The organism is Verrucomicrobiota bacterium (assembly GCA_016200005.1).
Lineage (GTDB): Bacteria > Verrucomicrobiota > Verrucomicrobiia > Limisphaerales > PALSA-1396 > PALSA-1396.
The window spans coordinates 72751-99311 of record JACQFP010000019.1 but is presented as its reverse complement, the minus strand read 5'-3'; the positions used below and the strand labels follow the sequence as shown (position 1 = coordinate 99311).

General features: G+C 58.2%; 25 protein-coding genes. 17 read left to right on the top strand and 8 right to left on the bottom strand.

Annotated elements, in window-relative coordinates:
- Positions 1 to 895 precede the first annotated feature (895 nt).
- The 8 genes from HY298_06185 to HY298_06150 all read right to left on the bottom strand — a co-directional run bounded on the left by HY298_06185 (position 896) and on the right by HY298_06150 (position 9300).
- Entirely contained in the window at positions 896 to 2512 is a 1617-nt protein-coding gene (locus tag HY298_06185; GenBank protein MBI3849865.1) for an RHS repeat-associated core domain-containing protein, read from the bottom strand.
- A 13-nt stretch (positions 2513 to 2525) separates the two neighbouring features.
- The gene (locus HY298_06180) at positions 2526 to 3446 is read right to left on the bottom strand and encodes a transposase (GenBank protein ID MBI3849864.1); all 921 of its coding nucleotides are present in this window, start codon (positions 3444 to 3446) and stop codon (positions 2526 to 2528) included.
- Between the two features lie 41 nt (positions 3447 to 3487).
- Complete coding sequence (locus HY298_06175; GenBank protein ID MBI3849863.1) at positions 3488 to 5323, bottom strand: glycosyltransferase family 39 protein; 1836 nt, start codon at positions 5321 to 5323, stop codon at positions 3488 to 3490.
- A 2-nt stretch (positions 5324 to 5325) separates the two neighbouring features.
- The gene (locus HY298_06170; GenBank protein MBI3849862.1) at positions 5326 to 6696 is read right to left on the bottom strand and encodes a sigma-54-dependent Fis family transcriptional regulator; all 1371 of its coding nucleotides are present in this window, start codon (positions 6694 to 6696) and stop codon (positions 5326 to 5328) included.
- A gap of 31 nt (positions 6697 to 6727) precedes the next feature.
- Positions 6728 to 6970 carry a hypothetical protein gene (locus HY298_06165; GenBank protein MBI3849861.1) on the bottom strand — a complete coding sequence of 81 codons (243 nt, stop codon included), beginning with the start codon at positions 6968 to 6970 and terminating at the stop codon, positions 6728 to 6730.
- A 33-nt stretch (positions 6971 to 7003) separates the two neighbouring features.
- Complete coding sequence (locus tag HY298_06160; GenBank protein ID MBI3849860.1) at positions 7004 to 8260, bottom strand: PAS domain S-box protein; 1257 nt, start codon at positions 8258 to 8260, stop codon at positions 7004 to 7006.
- Between the two features lie 107 nt (positions 8261 to 8367).
- Positions 8368 to 8580 carry a hypothetical protein gene (locus HY298_06155; GenBank protein MBI3849859.1) on the bottom strand — a complete coding sequence of 71 codons (213 nt, stop codon included), beginning with the start codon at positions 8578 to 8580 and terminating at the stop codon, positions 8368 to 8370.
- A 39-nt stretch (positions 8581 to 8619) separates the two neighbouring features.
- Positions 8620 to 9300 carry a magnesium transporter CorA family protein gene (locus HY298_06150; protein MBI3849858.1) on the bottom strand — a complete coding sequence of 227 codons (681 nt, stop codon included), beginning with the start codon at positions 9298 to 9300 and terminating at the stop codon, positions 8620 to 8622.
- 556 nt (positions 9301 to 9856) lie between these two features.
- Here HY298_06150 and HY298_06145 point away from each other — a divergent pair.
- The 17 genes from HY298_06145 (at position 9857) to HY298_06065 (ending at position 26447) form a co-directional block, all read left to right on the top strand.
- Complete coding sequence (locus HY298_06145; GenBank protein ID MBI3849857.1) at positions 9857 to 11011, top strand: SpoIIE family protein phosphatase; 1155 nt, start codon at positions 9857 to 9859, stop codon at positions 11009 to 11011.
- Positions 11012 to 11178: 167 nt separating this feature from the next.
- The gene (locus HY298_06140) at positions 11179 to 11769 is read left to right on the top strand and encodes a hypothetical protein (GenBank protein MBI3849856.1); all 591 of its coding nucleotides are present in this window, start codon (positions 11179 to 11181) and stop codon (positions 11767 to 11769) included.
- A gap of 355 nt (positions 11770 to 12124) precedes the next feature.
- Positions 12125 to 12463, top strand: a complete 339-nt coding sequence (locus tag HY298_06135; protein MBI3849855.1) for a cytochrome c — start codon at positions 12125 to 12127, stop codon at positions 12461 to 12463.
- A gap of 342 nt (positions 12464 to 12805) precedes the next feature.
- Entirely contained in the window at positions 12806 to 13084 is a 279-nt protein-coding gene (locus HY298_06130; GenBank protein MBI3849854.1) for a hypothetical protein, read from the top strand.
- 254 nt (positions 13085 to 13338) lie between these two features.
- Positions 13339 to 14109 carry a slipin family protein gene (locus tag HY298_06125; GenBank protein ID MBI3849853.1) on the top strand — a complete coding sequence of 257 codons (771 nt, stop codon included), beginning with the start codon at positions 13339 to 13341 and terminating at the stop codon, positions 14107 to 14109.
- 240 nt (positions 14110 to 14349) lie between these two features.
- The gene (locus tag HY298_06120) at positions 14350 to 15057 is read left to right on the top strand and encodes a hypothetical protein (GenBank protein ID MBI3849852.1); all 708 of its coding nucleotides are present in this window, start codon (positions 14350 to 14352) and stop codon (positions 15055 to 15057) included.
- A 67-nt stretch (positions 15058 to 15124) separates the two neighbouring features.
- A complete protein-coding gene (locus HY298_06115; GenBank protein ID MBI3849851.1) occupies positions 15125 to 16021 on the top strand; it encodes a 4Fe-4S dicluster domain-containing protein in 897 nt (298 codons plus the stop codon).
- Positions 16021 to 17793 (top strand): polysulfide reductase NrfD, encoded by a 1773-nt coding sequence (gene nrfD / locus HY298_06110; GenBank protein MBI3849850.1) that lies wholly within the window; start codon positions 16021 to 16023, stop codon positions 17791 to 17793. Before HY298_06115 ends, nrfD begins: the two co-directional genes overlap by 1 nt.
- Positions 17771 to 18220 carry a hypothetical protein gene (locus HY298_06105; protein ID MBI3849849.1) on the top strand — a complete coding sequence of 150 codons (450 nt, stop codon included), beginning with the start codon at positions 17771 to 17773 and terminating at the stop codon, positions 18218 to 18220. Before nrfD ends, HY298_06105 begins: the two co-directional genes overlap by 23 nt.
- Before the next feature lie 311 nt (positions 18221 to 18531).
- Positions 18532 to 18861, top strand: coding sequence for a cytochrome c (locus HY298_06100; protein MBI3849848.1), 330 nt, complete (start codon positions 18532 to 18534; stop codon positions 18859 to 18861).
- A gap of 62 nt (positions 18862 to 18923) precedes the next feature.
- Entirely contained in the window at positions 18924 to 20843 is a 1920-nt protein-coding gene (locus tag HY298_06095) for an FAD-dependent oxidoreductase (GenBank protein MBI3849847.1), read from the top strand.
- A gap of 3 nt (positions 20844 to 20846) precedes the next feature.
- On the top strand, positions 20847 to 21368 hold the full coding sequence (locus tag HY298_06090; protein MBI3849846.1) for a Rieske 2Fe-2S domain-containing protein: 522 nt from the start codon (positions 20847 to 20849) through the stop codon (positions 21366 to 21368).
- An 87-nt stretch (positions 21369 to 21455) separates the two neighbouring features.
- Positions 21456 to 22583 (top strand): cysteine desulfurase, encoded by a 1128-nt coding sequence (locus HY298_06085; GenBank protein MBI3849845.1) that lies wholly within the window; start codon positions 21456 to 21458, stop codon positions 22581 to 22583.
- Complete coding sequence (locus tag HY298_06080; GenBank protein ID MBI3849844.1) at positions 22580 to 23356, top strand: methyltransferase domain-containing protein; 777 nt, start codon at positions 22580 to 22582, stop codon at positions 23354 to 23356. The genes HY298_06085 and HY298_06080 overlap by 4 nt, the downstream gene beginning before the upstream one ends.
- Positions 23357 to 23361: 5 nt before the next feature.
- Entirely contained in the window at positions 23362 to 24636 is a 1275-nt protein-coding gene (locus HY298_06075; GenBank protein MBI3849843.1) for a cytochrome b N-terminal domain-containing protein, read from the top strand.
- A gap of 3 nt (positions 24637 to 24639) precedes the next feature.
- A complete protein-coding gene (locus HY298_06070) occupies positions 24640 to 26007 on the top strand; it encodes a c-type cytochrome (GenBank protein MBI3849842.1) in 1368 nt (455 codons plus the stop codon).
- A 146-nt stretch (positions 26008 to 26153) separates the two neighbouring features.
- A complete protein-coding gene (locus tag HY298_06065; protein MBI3849841.1) occupies positions 26154 to 26447 on the top strand; it encodes a hypothetical protein in 294 nt (97 codons plus the stop codon).
- Positions 26448 to 26561: the final 114 nt, after the last annotated feature.

Below are 26561 nucleotides of genomic sequence, written 5' to 3'. Positions count from 1 at the left end.
GAGTTACTGGATCGCGTGATCGCGGGAGTGAAGTTCGTCGATGGTGTCGAACTCAACCCCAAGGCAATAGCAGCGTAAACACATTTACCCTTGGGATGCCCTCCACCCCCCGCCATCCACAACTTTTGGAAATTTCTCCGCCGCCGATTCGGATGGCGACTGCGTCACGGGGAGGGAAACGCACTGACGCCCCAAAGCCCACCGCAAACTCGAATCGTATCACATTGGTTGCAGTTTGCCGCCGCGTGCCCGCATCAAGGCGCACCGGTTAGAGAGGCTTGAGCCGTATGAAGGGAAACTTTCACGTACGGTTCTTAGAGGGGGGCGGGCTGGCAACGGCCTGCCCCCACTCGATTGAGCTTTGCTTCATTTTCAGAAGCGTTCATAATCGAGAAGCTGCCCCAGCGTCCAAATTCTTCGGCACCACCGATGCGATGGTTGGCGCGTACAGTTCAAGTTCGAGGGCAAGGCGAGTCAGGTACCGCTCATTTATTTTCCGAGGACGTTGGAGGTGTCTTGGTCAGAGTGACTTCAGCGCCTCTAGCTGTTGCGCTGACGAAGATACAAAGGCCAACCTTGCTTGGTGGGTAAACGAAGGTCGGGCCATGCCGGTCATTGGCTGGGCAATAAAATTGGGGCTCGCCATACGCGGACGTTAGAAGGTTCGTCAAGGCTTCAAATCCAATTCCCTTTGTGTCAATCGCAGAACCAAGATTGTCTCGCTTCACGTTCCAATCCCCACGCAATTCGCTAGTCCATGCCACATCATTCGTCGTTCCGTGGAGGCAACCAATTTCATTGGCCAAAAAACCAGTGAAGTTTCGATCCCCTGTGCATCCTGCCGCACATAGGACCATGGTCCATGCGAACGTCCTAACCAAGCGCGACGTAGGGTTCATTTTTTCTCCTTTGGAACTGGGTAAAATATGTCTTTGACCGTCTTTTTCCAATTCTTCCAACATTCAGCATCCCCGGCAAGACAAATACACTTTGCTATTGCATCCATCTCGTTGTCGGCTTGCGCAGGGGACTGTTTCATTGTTTGCAGATGGCCCCAGATGCAATCGCAAATTGCCCGTCCGCTGATGACTGACGAGCAGGGACTCAGGCATTTCTTCGGGTTGTTTGGCATGTTATCATAGACCTTCTTCAGGAATTTGAGCAAATCTATGAAAGGTTTAGCATCGTTATCGTCGGAAAGGCCAAAGGCGTCAATACGGGAACTGGGTGAGTTATGAAGAAAGGCGTACTCATTCGCAGAAGTCCCAATCTCACCCGAACTTCTCTGTCTCAGCGCCTCATGGCCCAATTCTGACAACGGATCTCTATTCAACCACCTTTGCAAATTCGGAGGATAGAACCGTTCGCCGTAGTAATACAACCCGCTGTTGACGTGGATTTCCTTGCTCGAAAAACGATACACGTTCGCTGCGGCGAGCGTGCCGCCGGACGAAATCAAATTCCCAAATGGATCGAAACGATACTCCGCCACTTTGCTCTGCGAACTGTTCAGCATGTACGTCACGTTCCCGTTTCCGTCCGCAAAGTAAACATTGTGATTTGTCAAATTTCCGGAACTACCGTTCGCACGGCCCAGCAATCCGCCAATCCCGCCCGCGCCTTCCAAGCTCCCGCTCAAATCAGTACCCCGCGTGTAAGCTACCGTCGGCGTGTTGCCGCTGTTGCGCTCCTGAATCACCCGCATCCCGTCATAAATGTAGCGCGTCTCAGTTGAAACTGCCCAAGCCGAACCAGTGACATTGTACTCCACCCGCTTGCGCAAGCGGCCTTTGCCATCGTAAACGAACTCCGTCCGCTTGTCCTTGGAGTCTGTCGGCTCCCCGTTGCCGTTGTAGCCGCCGTCATAATGATACCAATTCTGCAATTGATTCTCGTCGTCGTACGCGTAGCCTTGGAAAGAGCCGTCGGCGTAAGTCAAGTTGCCGTTGTCATCGTACGTTTGTCCGCCCATCGGCGTCGCGTTGGTCAACTGGTTCTTAACATCCACCAGGAACGTGTTCAGCGTCGTGTTGTTCGTCCGATAATTCAAGTTCCACGCCTCATCATAAACATACTTGCGATCCTGCGCCGCCAACGAGCTGTCCGCATTCGTCAACTGGCCGATCTTGTCGTAGGTGTAACCATACGTGGCGGCGTCCATGAAGGTCTGCTGCGTGCGCTGGTTGCCGACGTTGTAAGTGTATTCGTGCTTGTTCGTCAGCACGTTGCCGCTCGTTTTCAAATACGTGCCCGTCAGTCGCGCCATGCTGTCGTAGGTGTTGGTGATGTAACTCGTGTTGGGCAGGAGCAGTTTTTGGATGAGAGTTGAGGGTTGAGAGAAAGAATAGGAAAATGTGCCGGCGGGCGACGTGACATTCGTCAGTCGTTTCGCGGCATCGTAGCCAAACTGATTGGTCCAACTGCCGGTCGGCTGGGCCAGACTCAGGTTCGTCCGCATCCGATTGTAATACGTGTTGGTCACGGTAAACGGGTCAGTCCCGCAGATCCGCATATTTATTCAACCATTAAGTCTCGCACAGACACGCTGCGGTGTAGCCCGCTGTGCCCATCGCCAGGCGCTCGCCTATCCAGGCCCACGTCATCGTCGTCTCAGTGCGCAGTCGCCGCGCAATCATGATCTTCTCCGCGTCGGCTTTGCGGCGTGCCTCCAATTCGGCTCTGTTCCATTTGCGGCGAGCCATTTCCTCCACCACGATGCGTTCGGCTTTGGCCCTGGCTGTTTCGTTCCGCTCGGCCCCGCCGTGATGCGCGCCCATTCTTTCACCCATCTGTTCGAGGAGTTCCTTGCGAAATCGTTCCTCGCCCAAACACCAGCCTCGTCGCAACGCCTTCCAATCCTCCGGCTCGTCGCCTTGCCGGCGCTCTTCCATCAGCCGCTGGAATTGCTTGCGCCCGGCAGGGTTGTCTTTGGGGATGCGCAGCTCGCCCAGCAAGCGCTCCACGCGCAGCCAGGCGGGACGTTGCGGCGGCGGTTTGAGGTATTCCGCATAACTGCTCCAGGGATACGCGCGCAGGGATTGCTCCGGCTTGATGAGTTTCGCCCGCACGGGGTTCAGATGCACGTAATCGCAAACTGTGCGCAGATAGCCGTTGCCGCTGCCGTCCACGATCAGCGCTTTGTAACGTCCACTAAACAGATGGCCGAAAAGCTTGTGGCGGCGATTGAACCGCGAAGTGTATGTGCCCAGAAACCATTTCATGCCCGCCACGAGGTTGCCCTGCGGGGTTTCCAGCACCAAATGAAAATGATGTCCCATCAGACACCAGGCGTGGATTTGCCATCCGGTCCTGGCGCAGGTTTGGCCGAGGGTCTCCAGAAACAGCCGGCGGTCGGTGTCGTCCCGGAAGATGGGTTCCCGGCGGTCGCCACGATTGAGGACATGATAAATGGCGCCGGGATATTCCACCCGAAGTTTGCGAGCCATGAAGTGGAGCTTGCCTCGGCGCCGCTCTTTGTCAATCCCCCCTACTGTTGAATATGCGGGACTGACCCCTGGCGTGGTGTCGCCACCCAACGCTCTGAATCGGTCAGGAACATTTGTTCGGGCAGGAAACCCAAGGGCGCTTTTCGCAGCGGGAACGAGGGCGGCACTTCATGGCGCGGCGACAGGCATTCCATGATGAAACGTCCCCAGCTATGCTCATCGGCCCGCATCCAATCCGTCAGAAAACGGGCATCCAGCGACTTGGGTGTGAGGTAGAGCGCCTTGATGGGTTTCTGATAGTCGTTGATGGCGAAGAATTCTTCCTGCGCATTCAACGTGACCCAGATGCACTGACGTTTGCCGTACCACGCCACCGCCCACGGAATGTCGCTCATCATCAATTCGGATTCCTTCATCCAGCGCGCGGAGTTCTGAATCACCGGAGGGAAATACGGCGGATAAGCCATGGGATGCGCGCGGGGCGGCAAGAGGGCAAAGATCAGCGGCATTCCGGCCACCGCCAGGAACAGACCGATCACGAGATAACGCGCCTGCGGCACGGGAAAATTGATCCGCCCCAGCAACAACAAGAACATGCTCACCGCGTACATGAACACCAGCGGCGCCAGCAGGACCAGCAGGTTTTCGGAATTGATCTCCGGTGAGTCGTCCGATAAATGCGTCCGCCCTAACGCCTGCACCACCACGAGGACAGCCAGGGAGAACATCAAGAAGTATCGCAACCGGCTGATGGTTGGGCTCAGGAATCCCACCAGCAAACCGACCAGGAAGAAAGCCGTCACCCAACTGCCCCCGATTTTCGGAATGTCGCTCTGGATGATCTGCCGGGTGTTCGACAGGAACTTGTACCAGAAGTCGTAAAAGCCAACCTGTCTGAAATCCGGATTCAATGCGCGCTCCAGACGATTTCCCGGAAAAGCTGACGTGGCTTCAACCGCCGCATAACCGGCGGTGCCGAAGGATGTGCCGCTGACCTGGTAATTACGAACCACCCACGGCGCCATGAAAACCAGGAAGGCACCCGTGGCGGCTAGACACAGCACCACCCGGCGCTGGCCAAAGAACGACAACAGAAACACAAAAACCGGGATCATAAGCCAGCCGAACGAGTAACGGGTCAATGCGCCAACACCCACCAAAGCACCCGCCAGCGCGGCCAGCGTCACCAAAGCCCGTTCGCTGCGTGTCCCCTCCCGCGCTCCCTGCTCCAGCAGCGCCAGACACCAAACCAAACCCAAAAAAATCAGCAACAGCAACATTGTGGAAAGCCCGGATGCGCTGAACCGCCAGAAAGTTTCCGTGAGCAGGAACACGGTGGCCGAGAGCCAGGCCACCGTCGCGTCGAACAGCCGGCGGGCCAGAAAAAAAACCAGCAGGATGCAGAGAAAGAACAGAGCTTGATTGAAGAGGCTGATGAAGAAATCCGGTTGATACCACCAGAACTTTTGGTTCTCGTTCCAAAAAGATTTCCCCATGCTGATCTCAAAATGAAACGGGAGAATTTTCATCAAACCGGCCAGCACGAGCGGATAGGCGGGCGGATTGGCGAGATCCGGGTGCAGGCCGTCGAGCTGCGCGGTGCCCGGCGTCAAGGCCGCTGCCGGTTTGGCGCTCGCTTTTTGCAACAGGTAGATGCTTAACGGGCGGATGAACAGCGTGGTGTAGCCTTTGCCCTCCGCCAGGTTGCGCGCCAGTTGCGCTGAATCCATCGCCTCTTCGGTGGCCATGTTTCTGTACGCCCGCCAATTGTAACTCGCGGTCAGCGTCAACAGCGTGAGGAAGAGCGCAAGGTGTTTCAGGTAGCGGGTGCCGGTGCCCTGCTCCAGTTTATGAATCCATTCCTGTACATCCGCCATGTTTAGAATCCTTCCAGATGATAGGCGTGTAACTTGCGATGCAACGTGCGCCGGCTCATGCCGATCTTGGCCGCCGCCGCCGTGCGGTTTCCGTTCGCTTCTTTCAACGCGCGGATGATCAACTGCTTTTCCGCCTCCTTGACCGTCAAGTCCCGTTGCGTGAACAAACGTTGCGCGTCGGAGTCCACCGGTGCGCTGCCTTGATGGCGCACCGAAGGCGGCAGATCACGCGCGGCGATGCGTTCGCCGCGACTCAGCACAACCGCATGCTCGATGGCCGTGCGGAGCTCGCGCACATTGCCCGGCCATTGATAATGCATGATGGCTTCGAGCGCCTCCAACGTGAAATCGTTCACCGTTTTGCCATTTTCCTTTGCGAACTCGCGCAGGAAACTTTGCGCCAGCAGCGGGATGTCGCCGGTGCGTTCGCGCAAGGGCGGCAGCCAGACTTCCACCACGCGCAACCGGAAGAACAAGTCCTCGCGGAAAGTTCCCGCCTTCACCAGTTCCTCCAGATTCTTGTTCGTGGCAGTGATCAAGCGCACGTCTGCCGTCAGGGTCTTGTTGGAGCCGACGCGCTCGAAGGTTCGCTCGCCCAGAAAGCGGAGTAGCTTGATTTGAATCGTGGCGTCGATCTCTCCGATCTCGTCGAGAAATAGCGTGCCGCCCTGCGCCTGTTCGAACCGGCCCATTCGCCGCTCATGCGCGCCCGTGAAGGCGCCCTTTTCGTGCCCGAACAACTCGCTCTCCAGCAGCGTCGGTGAAAGCGCCGCGCAATGGACGGACACCATCGGTTGACGGGCGCGCGGACTGAGTTGGTGTATCGCCTTGGCGATCAATTCCTTTCCCGTGCCGCTTTCGCCCTGGAGCAACACCGTGGCCCGCGTCGGGGCCACTTGCTGAACCATGTCGAAAACTTCCTTCATTGCCGGCGATTCGCCGATGATGCTTTCGAGGCCGAACTTGGTGTCGAGCTGTTGCCGCAGACTGACGTTTTCGACTTCCAGATTTTGCTGGCGCAAGGCGCGGGCAATCCGCATCTCCAGTTCATCAATTTGCATCCGGCCCTTGGCGATGTAATCGTCGGCGCCGTGTTTCATGGCGTCCACCGCCAGTTCCTCCGAACCATAAGCCGTCATCAGGATGCAAACGGGCGGTTTGCTGAGGGACTTGGCCCGCGCAATCAATTTCATCCCGTCTTCCGTGGGCAATCGGAAATCCGTCAAGAGCACGTCAAAGTTTTCCTGCTCCAGCAGATTCATGGCGGCGCTGGCGTCTTCGGCCACATACACATCAAAACGATCTTCCAACGCGGTCCGCAGTCCATCGCGCGTCGGCTTCTCGTCATCGACAATGAGTAAAGTTGGTTTAATCACGCTTTGTTTTGAAATTTGATGCCTCGAATCATGTCAGATTCTTACGCGCGGATTTCCTTAAAAGTGTTCCGATAGTAGTAACCATTGCTGCCACGACGGTATAGAACACGGTTAATAATAGTTTATCTCCAAGTTCTGAACGGGCTTCCAAGCCGTCGCCTCTAGGTACATCAAGGTCGCTGGACAAGATCGGCCAATACCCCAAGAAGAGTGACAAAGCAGCAATCCCAAACAGCGTCCAGGCCGCAGAAAGTAGCAGTCCCTTTCTCATGTCGCAGAAAGTCGAGGGAAAATTGATCTCGCCTTAATCATGCAATCGCGCCTCCAGCAAACGCGGTGGTCGCTCGTGCAACGGCAGCCAGATGCGGAAGATAGTGCCCTTGCCCACGTGGCTTTCGAGGTCGATCTTGCCCCCATGCGCGCGCACAATCCGCTGAACAATCATCAATCCCAGACCGGAGCCTTTTTTCTTGGTGGTATAAAAGGGTTCAAAGATGCGGTTGAGTTGCTCCTGCGGAATGCCGCCGCCGGTATCGGCCACGCTGATCCAGACGCCGTCGCCGCCTTCGCCAGTCTGCACGGTGAGCGTACCGCCCTTGGTCATGGCCTGCATGGCGTTCTTGATCAGGTTGACGAGCACCTGTTTGATCTGTCCGGGATCAATCAAGGTGGCCGGCAACCGACCCGCCAGTTTTTCTTTCACCGTCAGCGCGCGGTTGTTCAATTCCGGTTGCAGCAGTTTGAGCGTTTCCCGGGTCACGTCATTCAACGAAGTCAATTTTAATTGTGGCGGCGTGGGCCGGATCGCCTGCAAAAATTGTGTAACAATGTAATCCAGCCGGGCAATTTCGCCCTTCGCTACGGTGAGATATTGTTCCAGTTTGCCGGCAATCTCTCCCGCTTCATTTTCCGTTGCGGGTTCGCGCTCGCCCCGCGGAGTTTGGGGCGGTACTCCACGGGGCGAGGCCGACACGGATTTGAGTTTCTTGAGCTGTCGCTCCATGAGTTGCAGATGAATGTGGAGGGCGTTCAAGGGATTTCCGATTTCATGCGCCACGCTGGCCGCCAGCAGGGTCAACGCTTGGACGCGTTCACTCTCGATGGCCTCAAAAGTTTTTTGGCGCGCTTCGGTGGCGTCGTGCAAAATCAGCGCCAGGCCGGAACTGCCGCTGGCGTCGCCATCAAGCGGCGCGGCGTAAAGACGCAGGAAGCGGGGACGCGGGTAACTCACTTCGAATTCGTGGCGGACGACCCGCTGCCCGCCTGCTTTGTCCAGCTCGGAAAGTTTCTGCCAGTCCAACTCTGGAAGAAGATGAGCAATCAATTTGCCCTCAGCGGCATTGGCCTGCAGACCAAGCAGACGAGTCACAGCTTGATTGAAATAAATGACGCGACCCATTTCATCCACGACCAGCACTCCGTCTTCAATGGTGTTGAAGAGCGTCTCGAGGAAACCGCGTTCGCGTGCCAGCCGTTGCACCACGGTTTGCAACCCTTCGGCGTCAAGCTGACCGATCCGGCCCAGCACCTTGTCGAGAAAACTGGATTTCGTCGAAGCCACGGGAATTAAAAATTATAGATTAGAACTGCAGAATTGAAACACGATGAACCATGGTGATGCGTCGGCGGCCACATCTTGAGTTTCGAAATCTTCATTTGAAATCGGCATCAAAACCATTCTTTCTTTTTGAAATACCAGTAGGTCACCAGCGTGGAGACAATCGTGACCACGACGGCCACCGTGTAACCGAGAGGCTGGTCCAACTCCGGCATGTTCTTGAAATTCATCCCGTACCACGTACCCACCATCATCAATGGCGTGGTAATCACCGTGATCATGGTCAGCAACTTTACAACCTCGCCGGTTTGATTCGACGACATGTTCAGATAAACCTGAAGGATACCGGTGAGCGAGTCGGTTTAATTCTGCGCCAGCTCGGAAATGTGGAAGAGGGCATCATATACATTGCGGTAATACGGGACCAGATGCGCGCGGATCAGCTTGAACTCGCCTTTGGCGAAGCGCGCCAGCACTTCCCGCTGCGGCCCGATGATCTGGCGCAGGTGCAAGACCTCTTTTTTCACCTGCAAGATTTTGTTGAGCGTCTCCTTGGTTGGGTATTGCAGGGCTTGCTGTTCCAGTTCGGCGATCTCCAAAGAGAGTTCCTCCAGCGCCGGCTTGTAGTTGTCCACGAGACCGTCCAGCAACGTGTGGGCCACGCGGTCCGGCGCGCGCGCGATGTGTATCGTGCCTTTCATGCAGCGTTCCTCGGCGGACTGAATGCTGCGCAGCGGCACGTCGTGATAAGTCACGAGAAAATTCTTACCGAGAAAAAAGTTCAACTCACTCGTCGCAAACACGCCGTCCTTGCGACTGTAATCGACCGCGTGAATCACCATGAATAGATAGGGCGAGAACTTGTCCTCCTCCTTCGGCGTATATTCCTCCACCTTGGGCGAGGGACTGGCCGTCACACAGTCCTCAATCGACAGCGGATGAAAGTGAAACACGTCTTCGAGGACAAATTTGGTTTCTTCGGCCTTGGGATCCTCCAAATCCACCCAAAGAAAAAGGTTCGTGTCCGCCAACAGTGTCGGCATCAGAAACCTTTCGATGTTTTCGCTGTGGAGACGGCCCTGAGTTGTAAAAGCAAATGACCGGATCATGCGCAAAATTGTCTGCGACCGGACTTCCCGCCGCGCCAAGTTGTCCCGCATCTTAGGCAGAAGGCTTCGCAAGGCAAGTTTGTTTGCGCTCCATCTCCTCCGATTGTTGAACGAAGTTAAGCCGCCCGTTGTAAGCGTAGCCGGGAGAATGACAGTCGGGCAGGAGTTTCCGATTTCCAAAATCCACCTTTTGCCGCTGGCGGTTGCCGTCGTGCTTCGACGTTGTTGAAGGGCTGTTAGATGAACGTGAGCAACCAATCCAATTTCGAGTCGCTTTCCTATCGATCGGTCGTTTGGCCGATGAGCGGTTGCAGCTTTATTCACGCCTTGCCTCGAAAGGAGGATGCGCTACGTGCCAGTCACAAGTCCGGCATCAAGGGCTACATTAATAAATTGATGGACATCGGGAAATTCACACTGGCACAATCCAAGTATCGAGGCTCTGTTGCCTGGTGCTGAATCCGGCAACGCGTCAAATACTGAACTCCGCATGAACAAACCTATTCGCGTCCTGGTCGTCGAAGACTCCGAATATGACACCTTGTTACTGGTGTATGAGCTTCGGCGCGGCGCGTTTGATCCAATGTTTCAAAGAGTCGATACGCCCGCCACCATGAGCGCCGCCCTCGACCAGCAAACTTGGGACATCGTGGTCGCCGATTTTTCCATGCCGCAGTTTAACGCGCTGGCCGCGCTGGAGTTGCTAAAGAAAAAGGGACTCGATGTGCCCTTCATCATCGTATCCGGCACCATCGGTGAGGAAGTCGCGGTCGCTGCCATGAAAAACGGCGCGCAGGATTACATCATGAAAAATAACTTGAATCGCCTCGTTCCGGCGGTCGAGCGGGAGCTGCGGGAGGCGGTGGCCCGGCGTAAACGGACGCGCGCTGAAGCTGAGTTACGCGAGAACAAGGAACAATTCCGCGTGGCGCGCGAAATCCAGCAACGGCTTTTCCCCAAAGCAGCGCCGCAATTCGGCCCCTTCGACCTTGCGGGAGGGTCGTACCCGGCGGAAGCCACGGGGGGCGATTATTTTGATTATCTGCCCCTGGCCGATGGCGGGCTTGGAGTGGTCGTTGCCGACGTGACCGGACATGGCGTTGGTCCCGCGCTCCTGATGGCGGAAACCCGCGCTTATTTGCGCACGCTGACAATGAACGACACAGACGTGGGTGAAATCCTGACGCGGGCAAATCGACTTCTGGCCGACGACGTGGATTGCGAGCACTATGTCACATTGATCCTGGCCAAGCTGGATCCCCTCTCGCAATCCTTGGTTTACGCCAGCGCCGGTCATCCCAACGGCTACGTGCTCGATGCCTCGGGAAAACCAAAAGCCTTGCTCCAGCGCACCGGCGTCCCCTTGGGACTCCAGCCCGGCGGACCTTACATCGCGGCGCCGCCGATTCGATTGTTGGCGGGAGACATTGTGGTGCTCGTGACCGACGGAATTGAGGAGTCGCTCTCGCCTGAAAATGACTTCTTTGGCCGGCAAAGGATTTTTGAGGTGGCCCGCGACCACGCGAAAGAATCCGCCCGCGAGATTTTAGAAGCTCTGTTTGGGGCCGTGCGCAATTTTTCGCAAGGCCGGCCACAATTGGACGATCTGACCGTTGTGGTAGCCAAGGTCAGCCCGTCTCCTTGACACAGCGACCGCTGGCAGAATCCCGAGGCTGTTGCTGCTCAGGAGAGCATTCCCAACCCCAACAAGAAACGCCCAATCTTTGCCAAGAATCGTGGAGCGGCAATTTCCCGCGCCGCTATTTTGAACTTACTTATGCGACATATTTCCCCAAACAAATTGGAGGATTAATGAGTCGTTTGCTGCTATTGCCACCGCCCCCGACGGAAGAAGAGGTCTTCCCGGAATCTGCCCCTCCCCTCAATATCGTGGTGCTTTTTGCCGACGTTGTCATGGCCAGGCGGTCATTGCGCATTTACAACGACCTTATCGATCAGTTCGCGCCGGATTGCGTCTTCAACGCGTCATGGTGGCAGTTTGACCGACTTCAGCGACCGGAGTGGTCCGAAGCTGCCAGTCACGCTGCGGCGGAAGCTGACATCGTGATGGTAGCGGCGCATGCCGACGATGCCTTGCCCGACGTGGTCAAGGCCTGGATGCACATGACGCTGGGTCAATCCGCAAAGCCGGATCGCCTCTTGATTGGTCTGCTCGGTGCGACGACCACACTGGATCGTGGAGAATCGCCGGTCGATCGATATTTGCAGACAGCGGCGCAAGAAGCGGGGATGGAGTACTTGTTGCATTGGTCGGCCTTTCCGTCCCGGATGTCGAACGGCTCTCTGGAGGACATTGCCAGTCGCGCGCAGTCGGTCACGCCAGTGCTGGCCGAAATCCTGGCTCACCCGATGGCCATTCCGCATGGCGGCATCAACGATTAGGAATCACCGTCCACCGCAAGAGCGAAGCGCGACTTGGGATGATAAACACGAAAGAGTTCCACACCTCCGTCTTAAAAAGATTCAGAGCTTGACGGTTTTTTGGCGTGTTCTTTACTTCTGATTCAGCCTAGCCGGACCTGTCGCCGATGGCAGTTCTTTGAGACCAAGTTCGAGGGAATCCAGAAATTCTGTCATTCCCTTCCGAGAATGCAGTTTACGTTGTGAAACCGAGCAATAGGCCGGAACAAAGCCACTTGAACTTGAAGCCAATCTCAAGAATGCCACGAATGAATGAATTCCGGGACGGTCATCGATGTCTAAATTCCAGTAATGAAAGTATAACTCCACCGAAATTATGAAAATGAAAATGAAAGCATCACCCTTGGTTTCCTTGATTAGTCTTATCGCGGGCCTCGCCTGTGCCGCCGACGTCCAGGAGAACTGGACCAAAAACTGCGCTGCCTGTCACGGCAAGGACGGTAAAGGCGAAACAAAAGCCGGCAAAAAAGCTGAAGTCAAGGACCTGACTGATGCGACCTATCAAGCGTCCTTTACCGATGAGCAAATGTTCAAGCAGATCAAAGAGGGAATGAAGGACCAAAGCGGTAAGGAGAAAATGAAGGCCTTTGCCGGCAAGCTCACTGACGAGGAGATCAAGGCGCTGGTGACTCATGTCAGGTCGTTCAAGAAATAATCGCAGTCGGAAACCGGGACGGGTCCGGCGGAATTAATCGTTCAAATACGACAACCCCGAATTACTTTGCGATCTTCCTCTGGCCTGTCAACGCGGCTACAAGGAGGACGGCCTTGTGCTGTCAGACCCACAGGAAGATATGCCAGGTATTTGACAACCGAGGTTTAGCCCACCCTGCCCGGTCCGGTTGGCATCCTGCCAGAAGATGAAGCGCGACTTGATGAAGCGCGACTTGAAACAATCATGGGTGCTGGGCGGAGTGACGGGGGCGTTTCTTGCGCTGACAACAGCTTTTCTCTTGAACCTCTGGGTCACTCCGCCCCATCGCCACTCATTCCACTGGTGGCGATACTTCGGGCCTCGATTGCCACGCCTGCCACGAAAAAAAGCAAGCCGCCCAAACTCACCTTCGATGCCGAGAACAACATCGTGCTGCCAAAGGAACACGAAGATCTCGTTATGGGCCACGGCCGGCACCAACGGAACAGCAACTGTTTCAATTGCCATGACGAAACGAACCTCGCGTTGTTGCAGACTCGCGACGGGCACAAGGTGAAGATTACGGACAGCCCGGAGCGGTGCACACCAGATGACGCACCTTCGACACTCATCATCTGTTGAATCACTTGGAGCAAAAGATGCGAAGAGTTTGCCAATCTATGGATAGCCGATTTTTGCGGCGGACAACAAATTGTGCCTGAAATGAACGCGTGAATCCGAACAAGGTCGCCGTTGGGTCCGGCGAAACTCTGCCACCGGCAAGCGCCGAAGCGCCGAGGGCTTGAATGGACCAAACGTCACCGATGCAACTGATGGCGATCTCAAATCCAGAATCGAACTAAACCAAATAACAATCAACCAGCAGAGCAAACTATATGGACTCGTTATCCAAACTCCTCAGCGTCGCCACCTGGCTGGTGGCGGTCGTGATCGTGGCCGTGGTAATCCTCCCCCAAACCTTCCGCGTTTTGCGCGAATACCAGCGCGGCGTCATTTTTCGACTCGGCAAGTTGCTGCGCGCAAAAGGCCCCGGGCTGATCTTCCTGTATCCCTTCGTTGACCGGATGGTGCGCATGGACCTGCGCGTCGTCACGATTGATGTCGATAAACAAGAAATCATGACGCGCGACAATGTGCCGGCCACGGTGGACGCAGTGGTTTACTTTCGCGTCGTGGACCCGGTGGCGGCGGTCATCAAGGTGGAGAACTATCTGAAGGCGACCTCGCTGATTGCGCAGACGACGCTGCGGAGCGTGCTGGGCGGGGCCGATCTGGACGAGCTGTTATCCCACCGGGACAAGATCAACCACACGTTGCAGGAAATCATTGACCGGCAGACCGACCCGTGGGGCGTGAAAGTCACGGCGGTCGAAGTTCGGGATGTCGCACTGCCAGAAAGCATGAAGCGCGCGATGGCCACGCAGGCCGAAGCGGAACGGGAACGGCGCGCCAAGATCGTCAATGCGGAAGGCGAATTTCAGGCCGCTGAGAAGATGGTCCAGGCCGCCGCGATGATGAGCCAGCAGCCGATTGCGCTGCAATTGCGCTTTCTGCAAACCATGCGGGAGATTTCCAGCGAGCATAACACGACGACGTTCTTGCCGATACCCATTGATCTGTTCTCGCCGTTTCTGAAGAAGTCGTAAGCTGCTTGCAATACCCTGAGCATAGCCATCATCCTCGTTATCCAAGACGAATCGCCTTCGTCCTCGTCCTCGTGCTTGATGGTCGGGGCTTTTTCGATGACCAGGGACGAGGATGCGGACGAGAAGGATCACGAATGGGCAAGCCCGATTTTGTGAAGAAGTGAGCAAAAAATGCGAAGCTCTGGACAACCCTTGTTTAGCGGAAGGCTCGGCGTCCGGTCATGTTGAGGGCAGCAGAGTATGAATGCCGACACCAAAACCGCCGCTGTGCTGATCGCCTCGGCCGTTCTGTTCCTCGCGCTGGCCGCTGCGTTCCAACGGGATTTGTGGGGGCGGCCGGCTGCGCTGCCGGCTATCCCGTTGGTGGACCCCGCGTTCACCAATCCGGCGCCCACGCGGGTTTCGGCGGCGGAGCTGAAACAGACCGGGGGCGACACTTCGGGTCTGGAATGCAACACGTGCCACGAGTTGAACAAGCCGGTCACCTTGAAGTTCGACGCCAAGGGTCAAGTCATCCTGCCCAAGGAACACGACGATCTCGTGATGCATCACGGGCGAAACGACCGCAACAACAATTGCTTCAACTGCCACAACCCGCTAAATCGCGAGGAATTGATGACCAAGGACGGGCACAAATTGAAAATCGAGGAGAGCACGCGGCTCTGTGCCAGTTGTCACGGGCCGACCTACCGCGATTGGGAATTAGGCGTGCATGGCCGGATGAGCGGTTATTGGGATCGCGCACTGGGGCCGTTCACCCGGTTGGACTGCGTTTCGTGTCACCATCCACACGCGCCCATTTTTGCGTCGCGCCCACCGGCCCCCGGCCCGCATCCGCTCCGTCCGGCGGCGGTTCCGCCCAACCCGCAACACTCGCCCCGTGGGATAAAGCCTCCAGCATCCGTCTCAGTACCGGCGGCGCGTATCCCACAGGGCGAGAGTCACTGATATGAACGATCCTGCTTCCAAACAAGGCCCGGCGTGGGCGTGGTCAGACCCCTCGAAGGGGAATGGTATGAATCGGCGCAGTTTTCTTCGCGCCACCGTCGCGGCGGCTTCGGGACTGGCGGCCGTGGCCGCTTTGGCGCCGCTGCGGGAGTTGAATAACTTTACGTCCGTGGATGAGTTCCTGCAAAAACACTATACGGAACTGACTCCGGAGGAAATGGCGAAGGTCCTCAAGCGCATCGAGAACGAAGTCGAGAAGCAATACGGTCTGCGCCCCCACGTTAAAGATTACAAGCCGATGAACGGCGTCGAGTTCGTCTATTGCCTCAACCTGACACGCTGCATCGGTTGCCGCAAATGCGTCCATGCCTGCGTGGCGGAAAACAACCAGTCGCGCACCCCAGAGATTCAGTACATCCGCGTCCTCAAGATGCCCAACGGCACCTTCGACACGGAAAGGGCCGAACACAATTACGCGCCGGAATCCGTACCGGAACCAGGTTTTTATTACATGCCGGTGCAATGCCACCAGTGCAAGAATCCGCCGTGCGTCAAAGTCTGCCCGGTCAAGGCCACTTGGCAGGACGGCGACGGCATCACGGTGATTGATTACAATTGGTGCATCGGCTGTCGGTACTGCGAAGCCGCCTGCCCGTACTGGGCGCGCCGGTTCAATTGGACGAAGCCTTCGATCCCGAAGGAGCGACTCAATCTCGACATGTCGTATCTGGGCAATCGGCCGCGCAAACAGGGCGTGATGGAGAAATGCCATTTCTGCATCCAACGCACGCGGGCCGGGCGGTATCCGGCGTGTGTGGAGGTTTGTCCCGCGGGCGCGCGCAAGTTCGGCAATATCCTCGACCCGGCCAGTGAGGTCTCGCACATCCTGAAAGACAAGCGCGTCTTCGTCCTGAAGGAGGAGATCGGCACCTTGCCGCGCTTCTACTACTACTTCGAGATCTGATGCGAGCTGTTACGAGCTACCTCACCTTCCTCAGCCGCTGTGCGCGCATCGCGCTCGTCGGTGACTGGCGCTACTACCTTTGGGTGGGCGTGCTCGGCGTGGTGTGCCTGCTCGGGCTGAATGCCTACGCCAAGCAGTTCGTCCACGGGCTGGTGGTCACCGGCATGAGCGATCAGGTATCCTGGGGCGTTTACATCGCCAACTTCACCTTCCTGGTCGGTGTCGCCGCCGCGGCCGTGATGCTCGTGATCCCGGTTTACATCTACAAGAATGAGGAACTGGAAGAACTGGTCATCTTTGGCGAACTCCTGGCGGTGGCGGCGATCCTCATGTGTCTGGCCTTTGTGACGGTGGATTTGGGCCGGCCCGACCGTTTCTGGCATTTGCTGCCTGGGATCGGAAAATTCAATTTTCCCGGTTCGATGCTCAGTTGGGACGTGATCGTGCTGAATGGGTATCTGGTTTTGAACGTGTATATCTGCGGTTACATGCTCCACAGTCGTTACCGGGGCAAACATCCCAGCAAATGGTTTTACATCCCGTTTGTTTTCATTGGCATTGTCTGGGCCGTCTCCATTCACACGGTCACAGCCTTTCTCTATGTCGGTTTGGGGGGGCGGCCATTTTGGAACTCCGCCATCGTGGCGCCGCGGTTTCTGGCTTCGGCGTTCACCGCCGGTCCGGCGCTGATCATCCTGGCGCTGCAAGTTATTCGTCGGGTCACCTCTTACCGAAGTCCAGGCGCGATGGGTTTGGAGCGGATGGCCACCGACCTGGGGTCCGGCCGGGCCGCCGGCCTTGAGGATCTGGATACCCTGGCCGTGCATCTGCCGGCCCTGCGGAACGTTTCGAAGGAAATCCGCCACGAATGTCTGGTCGGAGCGCGCGTGTTTGAAGTGCCAGCCGGCGCCGTCGTGACGCACGAGGGCGACACACAAACGAACAGCTTCTTCATCCTGAGTGGACGGGTGCTCATGCGCCGGCAGGAGGGTGAGAATTACCGCATTGTGAAAATCCTCAACGCCGGCGGACTTTTCGGTGAAATCGCCGCGCTTACGGGCGCCCCCCGCGCCGCCACCGCGATCACCGACGGCCCGGTCCAACTCTTGCGCTTGCCGCCAACGTCTCTGCGCCGGCTCATGCGCGACCACAAGATGCACTCGCTGATCAAGTCCGGCATGGCCCGGCGGGTGGTGATCACGGACCGCGCGCTCCTCACCTTGCGCGGCATCGTGCAGGTTTCCATGGTCATCAACGTTTTTCTGTTGTTCACCGAGGTCTTCAAAGAGTTCTACACCGAGAGCCTGCACGGCGCCTCGGCCAAATACCTCTTCTTCGGTCTGCACGGGTATCACGCGTTGAACCCGTGGATCTGGACGGCGATCGCGTGCAACTTGACCGCGATGGTGTTGCTCCTCCTGCCGGTCAGCCGCAGTCTGAAGTTCCTCGATGTCGCCTGTGTGCTGGCCATTGTGGGCATCTGGATCGAGAAGGGCATGGGCCTGGTCATCCCCGGTTTCGTTCCCACGCCCCTCGGCGAAATGGTGGAATACACGCCCTCGCTGAATGAGACGCTGATTTGCCTTGGCATCTGGGCGTTCGGACTGCTGTGCTACACGGTGTTGCTCCGCGTGGCTGTGCCGATCTTGCAAGGCGAGATCTCGCAAGCCAACGAGCCGGGGGCCGGGCTGCAAGACACGGATGCTCAGTTGCGGTCGCTGGTTGAAGCGCAGTCTTCGCACAAATCCCATGTCGAAACCGCTTACGATTGAAGACGGACGGCAATCGTTGAACGCGCACGTCGCCAGCAAAGCCGACGAGATTCGTGCGAAATACGGTCCGCACATCGGCTGGAAAGAGTTGCTGCGGATCGTGGAAGACCGCGCGTGCGTGCGTTACCCGTGCGAAATCGTCTTCGATGCCGGACCGTTGAAGGAGGGTGAACTGGCGCATCCGATCGCGAAAGGCGAACGTCCGGAAGACGGCTTTACGATGTTCGTTCACCCCATCTTCATGACGCAGCTTCCGCAAGTGCCTTACCTGGTTCTCTACCAGCTCGTGTTGGTGAACTACGGTGACTTTGCTTCGCCGGACGACGCCGAGACATTCGGGGCCACGGTGCTGGGCCTCTCCAAGGATGAATACTATCGGGCGCTCTGCGAGATGGCGGACGCGCTGGGCAATGGCGACTGCGCGTAGCTGCCACGCGCATTCCACCTTGCTCTTCCGCTGATGGAATCCGGCGAAAATCTGCGAACCGCTTGGCGTCGAGTCGTCCCGAACAAACCACGTTCGTAGGGCTCTTCGTATGCCGGATGAAAGCCAAAAAATGTCAACAGTTCGCCAATCTTTGGTGAGCCGGCGCGCTCACGGGAAGTCAATGTTGCCGCAGTTATGAATCGCGCAGCGATCAAAGAGTCGGCAGCGACCCATTCGGGAAGCAGGCGCTTCGACGTTGCGGACGATGGTTTCCAAGATCCACTCCAACCCTGGTTGATAGAAACACTGCTATGAAAAAAATACTCGTGCTCATCGTCGCCGCCCTGGCGGCAACCGCATTGGCCGCTCGCGCCGCCGAGGCCAAAGAAATCTTCACCAAGCAATGCGTATCGTGCCATGGCCCTGACGGCAAAGGGGACACCAAGGCAGGGAAAAAAATGGGTGCGGCCAACTTCACCGATCCGAAGCTGCAAGAAAAATTCACGGATGAGCAGATGTTCAAGACCATCAAGGAAGGCGTCAAGGACCAGGAGGGTAAGATCAAAATGAAACCGGCGGAGAAAGTGACCGACGATGAGATCAACGCCCTCGTGAAACTGGTCCGCTCCTTTAAGAAGTAGTGCCCAGTGACTGAAACAAAATTCTGGCACGCTGGTCTCGATCGGGAGTACCTTTCCTCTAAATGCCACAGTCTTACAACGTCACGGTTCCGGATGTTGGCTATTTTGAGCGACAGGTGCTCTGTCGCACGGGTTGTCCGGTTCAGACGGATGCCGGCGGTTACGTTCAAGCAATCGCCGAGGGCCGGCACGAAGACGCCTACGTCATCGCCCGCAGGCCGAATCCCTTCGCCTCCATCTGTGGGCGCGTGTGTGCGGCGCCGTGCGAGGCGAAATGCCGGCGCAAAGACATTGACGCCGCCGTCGCCATCCGCGCGCTGAAACGATTCGTGTGCGAGCAGCACGGGGTGGACTCGGGACACTTCGATCTCGACAAGGTTTATCCCACCGCCCAACGCACTGAGCGCGCCAAGTTGGGCAACGGTCGCAGAGTTGCCGTGATCGGGGCCGGGCCGGCGGGCTTGGGCTGCGCGCACGATCTCGCCTTGATGGGATTCAAGGCGACGGTCTTCGAGGCGCAGAACATGGCGGGCGGGATGTTGACGCTGGGGATTCCGCAATACCGTTTGCCGCGCGAAATCATCCAGGCCGAGATCCAGGTGATCGTCAATCTCGGAGTCGAGATCAAGTTGAACAGCCGGCTGGGCCGCGACTTCTCGCTGACCAGTCTCAAGCAGGATGGCTTCGAGGCGATCTTCCTCGGCATCGGCGCGCACAAGAGCCGCGAGTTGAACATCGAAGGCGTGGACCTGGACGGCACGTTCCGCGCGATTGATTATCTGCTCAACATCAATCTCGGCTACCAGATCAATCTACACGGCAAGGTGGTCGTGATCGGCGGCGGCAATGTGGCCTTCGATGTCGCGCGTTCGGTCGTGCGGCAAGCCGGAGAGATTGACGACATGAGTCCGGAAGCGATGCGCAAGATTCTGAAGGAAGCCACGACCACCCTCGATCAACTCACCCGGGGAGAAAAGGAAGGCCCGGAGGACTTGAAAGTGGCGCTCGACGTGGCCCGGCAGGCGTTGCGCGCCGGGGTGCGCGAAGTCCACATGTATTGCCTCGAAAGTTTGGAGGAGATGCCCGCGACGAAAGCCGAGATTGATGAGGCCGTCGAGGAAGGCGTGAAACTCCACACGCGCTGGGGACCGAAACGCATTCTGGGCAAGGACGGAAAGGTTTCTGGAATCGAGTTGATCAAAGTCGCCTCCGTCTTCGATCAGAACCGGCGTTTCAATCCCACGTTCCTGGAAGGCACGGAGGAAACGGTCCCCGCCGACGGGGTCGTTCTCGCCATCGGCCAGTCGGCGGACCTGTCCTGGGTGCGCCCCGAAGACAATCTCAAGACTACTGGCCGCGGCACGATTGAAGCCGATCCGCAGACCTTGGCCACTTCGCGGCCCGACGTGTTCGCCGGTGGCGATCTTGCTTTCGGGCCGCGCATCATCATCACCGCCGTGGCCGAAGGCCGCCGTGCGGCGCGGTCCATCGCCACGTTTTTGACCGGCAAGCCGCCGACCGAATCCACGACCGTCCGCACGACCATCTACAACGCGCACCGGATGTTTCCCGGTTACGAGCGGCTGCCGCGTCGCGAACCGCCCGCCATCGCGATTGAACGGCGCGTCGGCATCGCCGAAGTCGAGAACGCCTTTCCGCAGCCCGAGGCGTGGACGCAGGCCAATCGTTGTTTGAAGTGCCACGTCGGCCCGGTTTTTGACGGCGACCTTTGCGTGCTGTGCGGCGGCTGTGTGGATGTCTGCCCCGAATCCTGCCTGCGGATTGTGGACGTGACCAACATGAAGGGCGACGCAACGCTGACCGCCGCCATCACCGCGCGCTACGGAAGCCCGCCGACCAGCGGCATGGCCGCGGCGATCATCAAGGACGAAACCGCCTGCATCCGCTGCGGTCTCTGCGCCGCCCGCTGCCCAACTCACGCCATTACCATGGAACGCGTTGAACGACTGCAACTCGCCTGAGCTATGAACAAAGGCCATTCTCCCACCGCCACGCCCGCCTCGACCCGCGCACCGCAACCCGCCAACGGTTCCAGCCGGCGCAGTTTCATCTGGTTGAGCTTCGGCTGGCTGGCTTCGTTGTTTGCGCTGGCCGCGAGCGGCTTTGCCACGGTGCGCTCGCTGGTGCCGAATGTTTTGTATGAGCCGAGCCGCCGTTTCAAAGCCGGCCGGCCAACAGACTATCCGGATGACACCGCCACCTTCATTGAGGAGGTGCGTCTGTTCGTCGTGCGCAAAGGAAACACCTATCGCGCCATGAGCGGCATTTGTCCCCATCTCGGTTGCACGGTGAACGCCGTCCCCGGCAAGCTTCCCTTTCTCTGTCCGTGTCACGGCAGCCACTTTGACAACAACGGCGCCGTGGTCAGCGGCCCCTCGCCGCGCGGGTTGACTTGGTTTTCGGTGACCATGAGCAAGGACGGGCGTCTGGTGATTGACATGGACCTGGCCGTGACCCACGACAAGAACCTCGTCATCAAAGCATGAAATCACTCAAGCAGATTTGGCAGACGTTTGCCGGAACGCGCGTCGGCCAGTCAGGCCCGATAAATAACTGGTCGTTTAAGCAATAGAATGAATCGCCCGATTTATCTTGATTACAACGCAACGACGCCCGTTGACCCGCGCGTGGCGGAGGAGATGTGGCCGTTCGTCGAGGAGCAGTTCGGCAATCCGTCGAGCGCGCACGCATTGGGGCAAACGGCCAAGGCGGCAGTGGAGAAAGCGCGCGGCGAAGTGGCCGGCCTCCTGGGCTGCCAGCCTGACGAGGTCGTGTTCACCAGCGGCGGCAGCGAATCGAACAACATGGCCATCAAAGGTGTGGCGTACTCGCTTCGCGCGAAAGGCAACCACCTCATCACCTCGCAGGTCGAACATCCCGCTGTGCTCAACCCTCTGCGGTTTCTGGAGCGTAACGGATTCAGGGTGACGTATCTGCCCGTTGATCGCTTCGCCATGGTCCGCGTACCCGATGTGGAAGCCGCGGTCACGCCGCAGACGATTCTCATCACCATCATGCACGCCAACAACGAGGTCGGCACGGTCGAACCTATCGCGGCGATCGGGCAAATCGGCCGGGCGCGCGGCGTGCTGGTTCACACCGACGCGGCGCAATCGGTGGGCAAAATCCCGACGCGCGTGGACGATCTGAACGTGGATTTGCTCACCGTCGCGGGCCACAAACTGTATGCGCCCAAAGGCGTCGGTGCGCTTTACGTGCGGCGCGGAGTGAAATTCGAGCCGCTGATTCACGGCGCGGAACACGAGTCGGGCCGACGCGCGGGCACGGAGAACGTGCCGTCCATCGTCGCGCTCGGCAAAGCGTGCGCACTTGCTGGAAAGGAACTGGACGAGCGCCGCGCGCGCCTGACCGAGTTGCGCGACCATCTTCACAACGACTTGCAGAGGCTGTACAGCGACCACCTGCACCTGAACGGTCATCCCAGCGAGCGGCTGCCGAACACACTCAATGTGAGTTTCGAGGGCCGCATCGGCAGCGAAGTGTTGGACGCGCTGGGTCAGGTCGCGGCCTCGACGGGTTCGGCCTGCCACGCCGGCACGCACCTACTCTCGCCCGTGCTCAAGGCGATGGGCGTGCCCGAGCGCCTCAGCCTAGGCGCGGTGCGGTTCAGCCTGGGCCAGGGGACGACCGACACGGAGATTGACCGTGTGACAAAGTTTTTCCAAGAAAAGGTGAAATGATCAGTTCCGCCAAGCAGAAGCCACTTTCGGAAATGACCTCCAACGAGATCAAGGCGGCGGTGCGGGAAAAATACTCGTTGGTGGCGACGACGCCGGACGCGGAGTTCAACTTTCCCGTTGGACGCACGTTCGCGGAAAGCGTCGGCTACCCGAAACTGTTGCTCGATCAACTACCTGCCTCGATATGGGAATCGTTCACGGGCGCGGGCAACCCGCAGCCATTTGTGGACGCCAAGCCCGGCGAAACGTTGCTCGATCTCGGCTGCGGCGCGGGGCTTGATCTCTACCTGTACGCGCGCGCAGTCGGACCGACGGGCCGGTGCTACGGCGTGGACATCGCCGAGGCGATGGCCGCCAAGGCGCGCGAGAACCTGCGCACGCTCGGCGTAGCCAACGTCGAGATTCTAGTGGGCCACTCGGACAACATCCCATTGCCTGACGCCTCGGTGGAAATCGTAGCCAGCAACGGCATCTATAATCTCTCGCCACTTAAAGAGCCGGTGATGCGCGAGGTCTTCCGCGTGCTCAAGCCTGGCGGGCGCACTGTCTTCGCCGAGATAGTGTTGAAGAGAGCGCTGCCCGAGGAAGTCCGTAAGAGCGTAAAGGACTGGTTTCGATGCATCGGCGGAGCGTTGCCTGAGTCCGATTTCGTGGCAGCGATGAAGAAAATTGGATTCGAGCGGATCGAGGTACTGGCCAAAGGCCGCAACGCCCGTACGGGCCACGAGTTGGCCTTGTGCGCCACCATGCGGGCTTTCAAACAACACACCTAAGGGCAATGCCAATGCAGATACAACTCTGGAAAAAATTCCTCAACACGCGCGTCGGCCAATCCATCTTTCGCGTTGGTTTGCCGGAGAGCAATCTGGGCCGGATGCAGGCGATGGTTTCGAGTTTCCTGCTCCACCTGCACCCGGCCAAGGTGCACCGGCACTCGCTCAAGTTTTCCTACACCCTGGGCTTGGGCCTGATTTCGCTCTACCTCTTTTTGATTCTGTGCATCACCGGCGTGGCGCTGATGTTCTTCTACGTCCCGAGTCCGGAGCACGCGTACAACAACATGAAGGACCTGGAATTTGTGGTGTCGGCGGGAATGATCGCGCGCAACATGCACCGGTGGTCCGCGCACCTGATGGTGCTCTGCGTGTTCCTGCACATGTGCCGCGTGTTTTATACCGGGGGTTACAAGCCGCCGCGCGAATTCAACTGGACCGTTGGTGTCGGCTTGTTCGTCATGACGCTGGGCCTTTCCTTCACCGGCTATCTGCTGCCGTGGGACCAACTGGCCTTCTGGGCGATCACGGTCGGAACGAACATCGCCGGCTACGCGCCAATCATCGGGAAGAAGATTCAGTTCGTTCTGCTGGGCGGAAATATCGTCGGCGAATCGGCGCTGCTCCGCTTTTACGTGCTGCACGTCATCCTGCTTCCCGCCGTCGTGGTGTTTATGATCGCCCTGCACCTCTGGCGGGTGCGCAAGGACGGCGGACTCTCGCGGCCCGGCGAACCCGACGTGCTCGTGCAACAGTCGGAAACCGGCCAGCTTTCCACGAGCAAGACCTACGGACTGATGGAACTCGCGCGCGGCACATCGCCTGCCGTGGGTCTCAAGCCCGAGGAGGAATTGCCGGCCTGGCCGCACCTGGTGTTTCGCGAACTTCTCTTGTTCCTGGCCACGATGGTCGTGGTCATGTTCCTGAGCGTGTTCTGGAATGCACCGCTCGAGGAGTTCGCGAATGCGACGCATCCGCCGAATCCAGCAAAGGCGCCTTGGTATTTTCTCGGGTTGCAGGAACTTGTGGCTTACTCGGCGTTCTGGGGAGGCGTGGCGGTGCCGGCGCTGCTGCTCGTGGCGCTCGTCGCCCTGCCCTATCTCGACCGCAAACGAGCGGGGATCGGCGTCTGGTTTGCGCGCGAGCGACGCGTGGCGGTCACGATCTTCACGATTTGCGTCGTGGCCGCAGTGGTCTTCACCGTCATCGGCACTTATTTCCGCGGGCCGAACTGGGGCTGGGTTTGGCCGTGGGCTGCGTCGGCTCTCACCCCTCACTGAACTATGGACTCTTTGCGAAAACTTTATCCGTGGTTTGCGCTACTCGGACTCGCCGTCGGCGGATTGGTGTTGGCGGGCTACTACAACGACGAATACCGGGAATGGAAACGCTGGCAGCAGAAATTCATTGCGCAGGAACTCAACCGCGCCACCACGCCCGAACAAAAGGAACTGGCCCGCGCCCTGCCGATCGAAATCAAGCAGGTTGTCTTGCCGGGACTGCAACGCGTGGATCGTTGCATTACTTGTCATCTGGCCGTCGAAGATCCGAGCTATGCCGGCTATCAACAACCGCTGGGTTATCACCCCAATCATTCGCAACATCCGGTCGAGAAATTCGGTTGCACCATCTGCCATCAAGGCCAGGGACGGGCGACGGACCGCGAGGCCGCGCACGGCCACATCAAGCATTGGGAGCATCCGATGCTGCCCATGAAATACATCGAGGCCTCATGCGCCAAGTGTCATTCTGCGGCAGACCTGCCCCGGGAAAATGTCCTGACCCGGGGCCGCGCCGTGTTCGACGAACAAGGTTGCATTGGCTGCCATAAACTCGGCGGCTTCGGCGGAAACATCGGTCCCGAGTTGGACAAAGTCGGCGCCAAACGCAGTCCGGAATGGCTGGCCCAACATTTCAAGACGCCAGGGGAAATCGTGCCCGGCTCCGGCATGCCGCCGTTGAAGCGCAGCGAGGCGGAGATCGAGGCGCTCACCCTCTTCATGCTCGGCCAGACGGGCGAGCCGCTCACGGAATATTACGTTTCGATGAAGACGATCCCCGGGCCTGAACTTGGCCTGCGGCTGTTCGAACAGAAAGGCTGCATCGGCTGCCATTCGGTTGGAGGCAATGGCGGCAAAGTCGGCCCCGCCCTGGATGAAGCCGCGAAGCGACGTGGCAGCGACTGGATTGTGAAACATTTTCGCGATCCGGCGGCCGTCACGCCTGGAACCGTGATGCCGAAATTTAATTTTGCGGAGCCGGAAATCCGGGCGCTGACTTCCTTTCTGGTGTCGCTGACGGAAACCAACCTCGTCGGGTTCATGCGCGTGCCGACGCAGGCCTCGCCCGTTGAACGCGGCAAAGCCGTGTATCGGAAATACGGCTGTGGCGGCTGTCACGGGTCGAACGGCGAAGGCGGCGTGCCGAATCCCAATGCCGCCAAGGCGAACCAGCACGTCCCGCCACTCACCGGCTCGAAGGATGTCTCCGATGTTTTTCTGGAGTCCTACATCACTGAAGGCATACCGACGACCGCACAACTGGACGAGAAAGGTCCCAAGCCGCCCCTCTACATGCCGGGCTGGGGCGACAAGATCACCGAGGGCGAACTGGCGGATCTCATCAAGTATCTGCAAAGCCTGAAGCCGTAATGAAAACCAAACACCGGATCGCGCGAACAAGCGCGCCCGCCACCGATGTCGAAGCAACTCACGGCTGACGATTTCAAGCGATCCCTCAACGTGCCCCTGGCGACGAATGGCGAGTAGATTCGCGAGAAATCCGGACCGTACATCGGGTGGAAGAACTCTTGCGCATCCTGGAAGACCGCACGTGCGCGCGCTATCCCTGCGAAATCGTCTTCGACGCCGCGCAACTCGAACCTGGTGAGTGCGCGCACCCGGTGTCACAAGACGAAAATCCCGAAACGGGTTTCACAATGTTCGTGCAGCCGGTTTTCCTGACCGAGGTGCCGTGTGTTCCGCCTCTGGTTCTCTACCAGCTCGTGCTCGTGAACTGCGGGGGTTTTGCCTCGCCGGACAATGCCGAAACGTTCAGCGCGAGCGCGCACAGCGTTTCCAAGGAAGAGTAGTACGCGGCGCCTTGCGAAATGGCGGACCCGCTTGGCAGTTGCGAACGAGTTCGAAGCGTCCAGGTGCGCGCGTCACTTGCTGATATTCCATTATGCCAAGAAATGTTCAACCTT

Excerpts from the sequence above, each read along its gene's own strand:
- HY298_06185 (MBI3849865.1), bottom strand. The coding sequence starts at position 2,512 with ATGCGGATCTGCGGGACTGACCCGTTTACCGTGACCAACACGTATTAC.
- HY298_06180 (MBI3849864.1), bottom strand. The coding sequence starts at position 3,446 with ATGGCTCGCAAACTTCGGGTGGAATATCCCGGCGCCATTTATCATGTC.
- HY298_06175 (MBI3849863.1), bottom strand. The coding sequence starts at position 5,323 with ATGGCGGATGTACAGGAATGGATTCATAAACTGGAGCAGGGCACCGGC.
- HY298_06165 (MBI3849861.1), bottom strand. The coding sequence starts at position 6,970 with ATGAGAAAGGGACTGCTACTTTCTGCGGCCTGGACGCTGTTTGGGATT.
- HY298_06155 (MBI3849859.1), bottom strand. The coding sequence starts at position 8,580 with ATGTCGTCGAATCAAACCGGCGAGGTTGTAAAGTTGCTGACCATGATC.
- HY298_06150 (MBI3849858.1), bottom strand. The coding sequence starts at position 9,300 with ATGCCGACACTGTTGGCGGACACGAACCTTTTTCTTTGGGTGGATTTG.
- HY298_06145 (MBI3849857.1), top strand. The coding sequence starts at position 9,857 with ATGAACAAACCTATTCGCGTCCTGGTCGTCGAAGACTCCGAATATGAC.
- HY298_06140 (MBI3849856.1), top strand. The coding sequence starts at position 11,179 with ATGAGTCGTTTGCTGCTATTGCCACCGCCCCCGACGGAAGAAGAGGTC.
- HY298_06135 (MBI3849855.1), top strand. The coding sequence starts at position 12,125 with ATGAAAATGAAAATGAAAGCATCACCCTTGGTTTCCTTGATTAGTCTT.
- HY298_06125 (MBI3849853.1), top strand. The coding sequence starts at position 13,339 with ATGGACTCGTTATCCAAACTCCTCAGCGTCGCCACCTGGCTGGTGGCG.
- HY298_06120 (MBI3849852.1), top strand. The coding sequence starts at position 14,350 with ATGAATGCCGACACCAAAACCGCCGCTGTGCTGATCGCCTCGGCCGTT.
- HY298_06115 (MBI3849851.1), top strand. The coding sequence starts at position 15,125 with ATGAATCGGCGCAGTTTTCTTCGCGCCACCGTCGCGGCGGCTTCGGGA.
- nrfD (MBI3849850.1), top strand. The coding sequence starts at position 16,021 with ATGCGAGCTGTTACGAGCTACCTCACCTTCCTCAGCCGCTGTGCGCGC.
- HY298_06105 (MBI3849849.1), top strand. The coding sequence starts at position 17,771 with ATGTCGAAACCGCTTACGATTGAAGACGGACGGCAATCGTTGAACGCG.
- HY298_06100 (MBI3849848.1), top strand. The coding sequence starts at position 18,532 with ATGAAAAAAATACTCGTGCTCATCGTCGCCGCCCTGGCGGCAACCGCA.
- HY298_06095 (MBI3849847.1), top strand. The coding sequence starts at position 18,924 with ATGCCACAGTCTTACAACGTCACGGTTCCGGATGTTGGCTATTTTGAG.
- HY298_06090 (MBI3849846.1), top strand. The coding sequence starts at position 20,847 with ATGAACAAAGGCCATTCTCCCACCGCCACGCCCGCCTCGACCCGCGCA.
- HY298_06085 (MBI3849845.1), top strand. The coding sequence starts at position 21,456 with ATGAATCGCCCGATTTATCTTGATTACAACGCAACGACGCCCGTTGAC.
- HY298_06080 (MBI3849844.1), top strand. The coding sequence starts at position 22,580 with ATGATCAGTTCCGCCAAGCAGAAGCCACTTTCGGAAATGACCTCCAAC.
- HY298_06075 (MBI3849843.1), top strand. The coding sequence starts at position 23,362 with ATGCCAATGCAGATACAACTCTGGAAAAAATTCCTCAACACGCGCGTC.
- HY298_06070 (MBI3849842.1), top strand. The coding sequence starts at position 24,640 with ATGGACTCTTTGCGAAAACTTTATCCGTGGTTTGCGCTACTCGGACTC.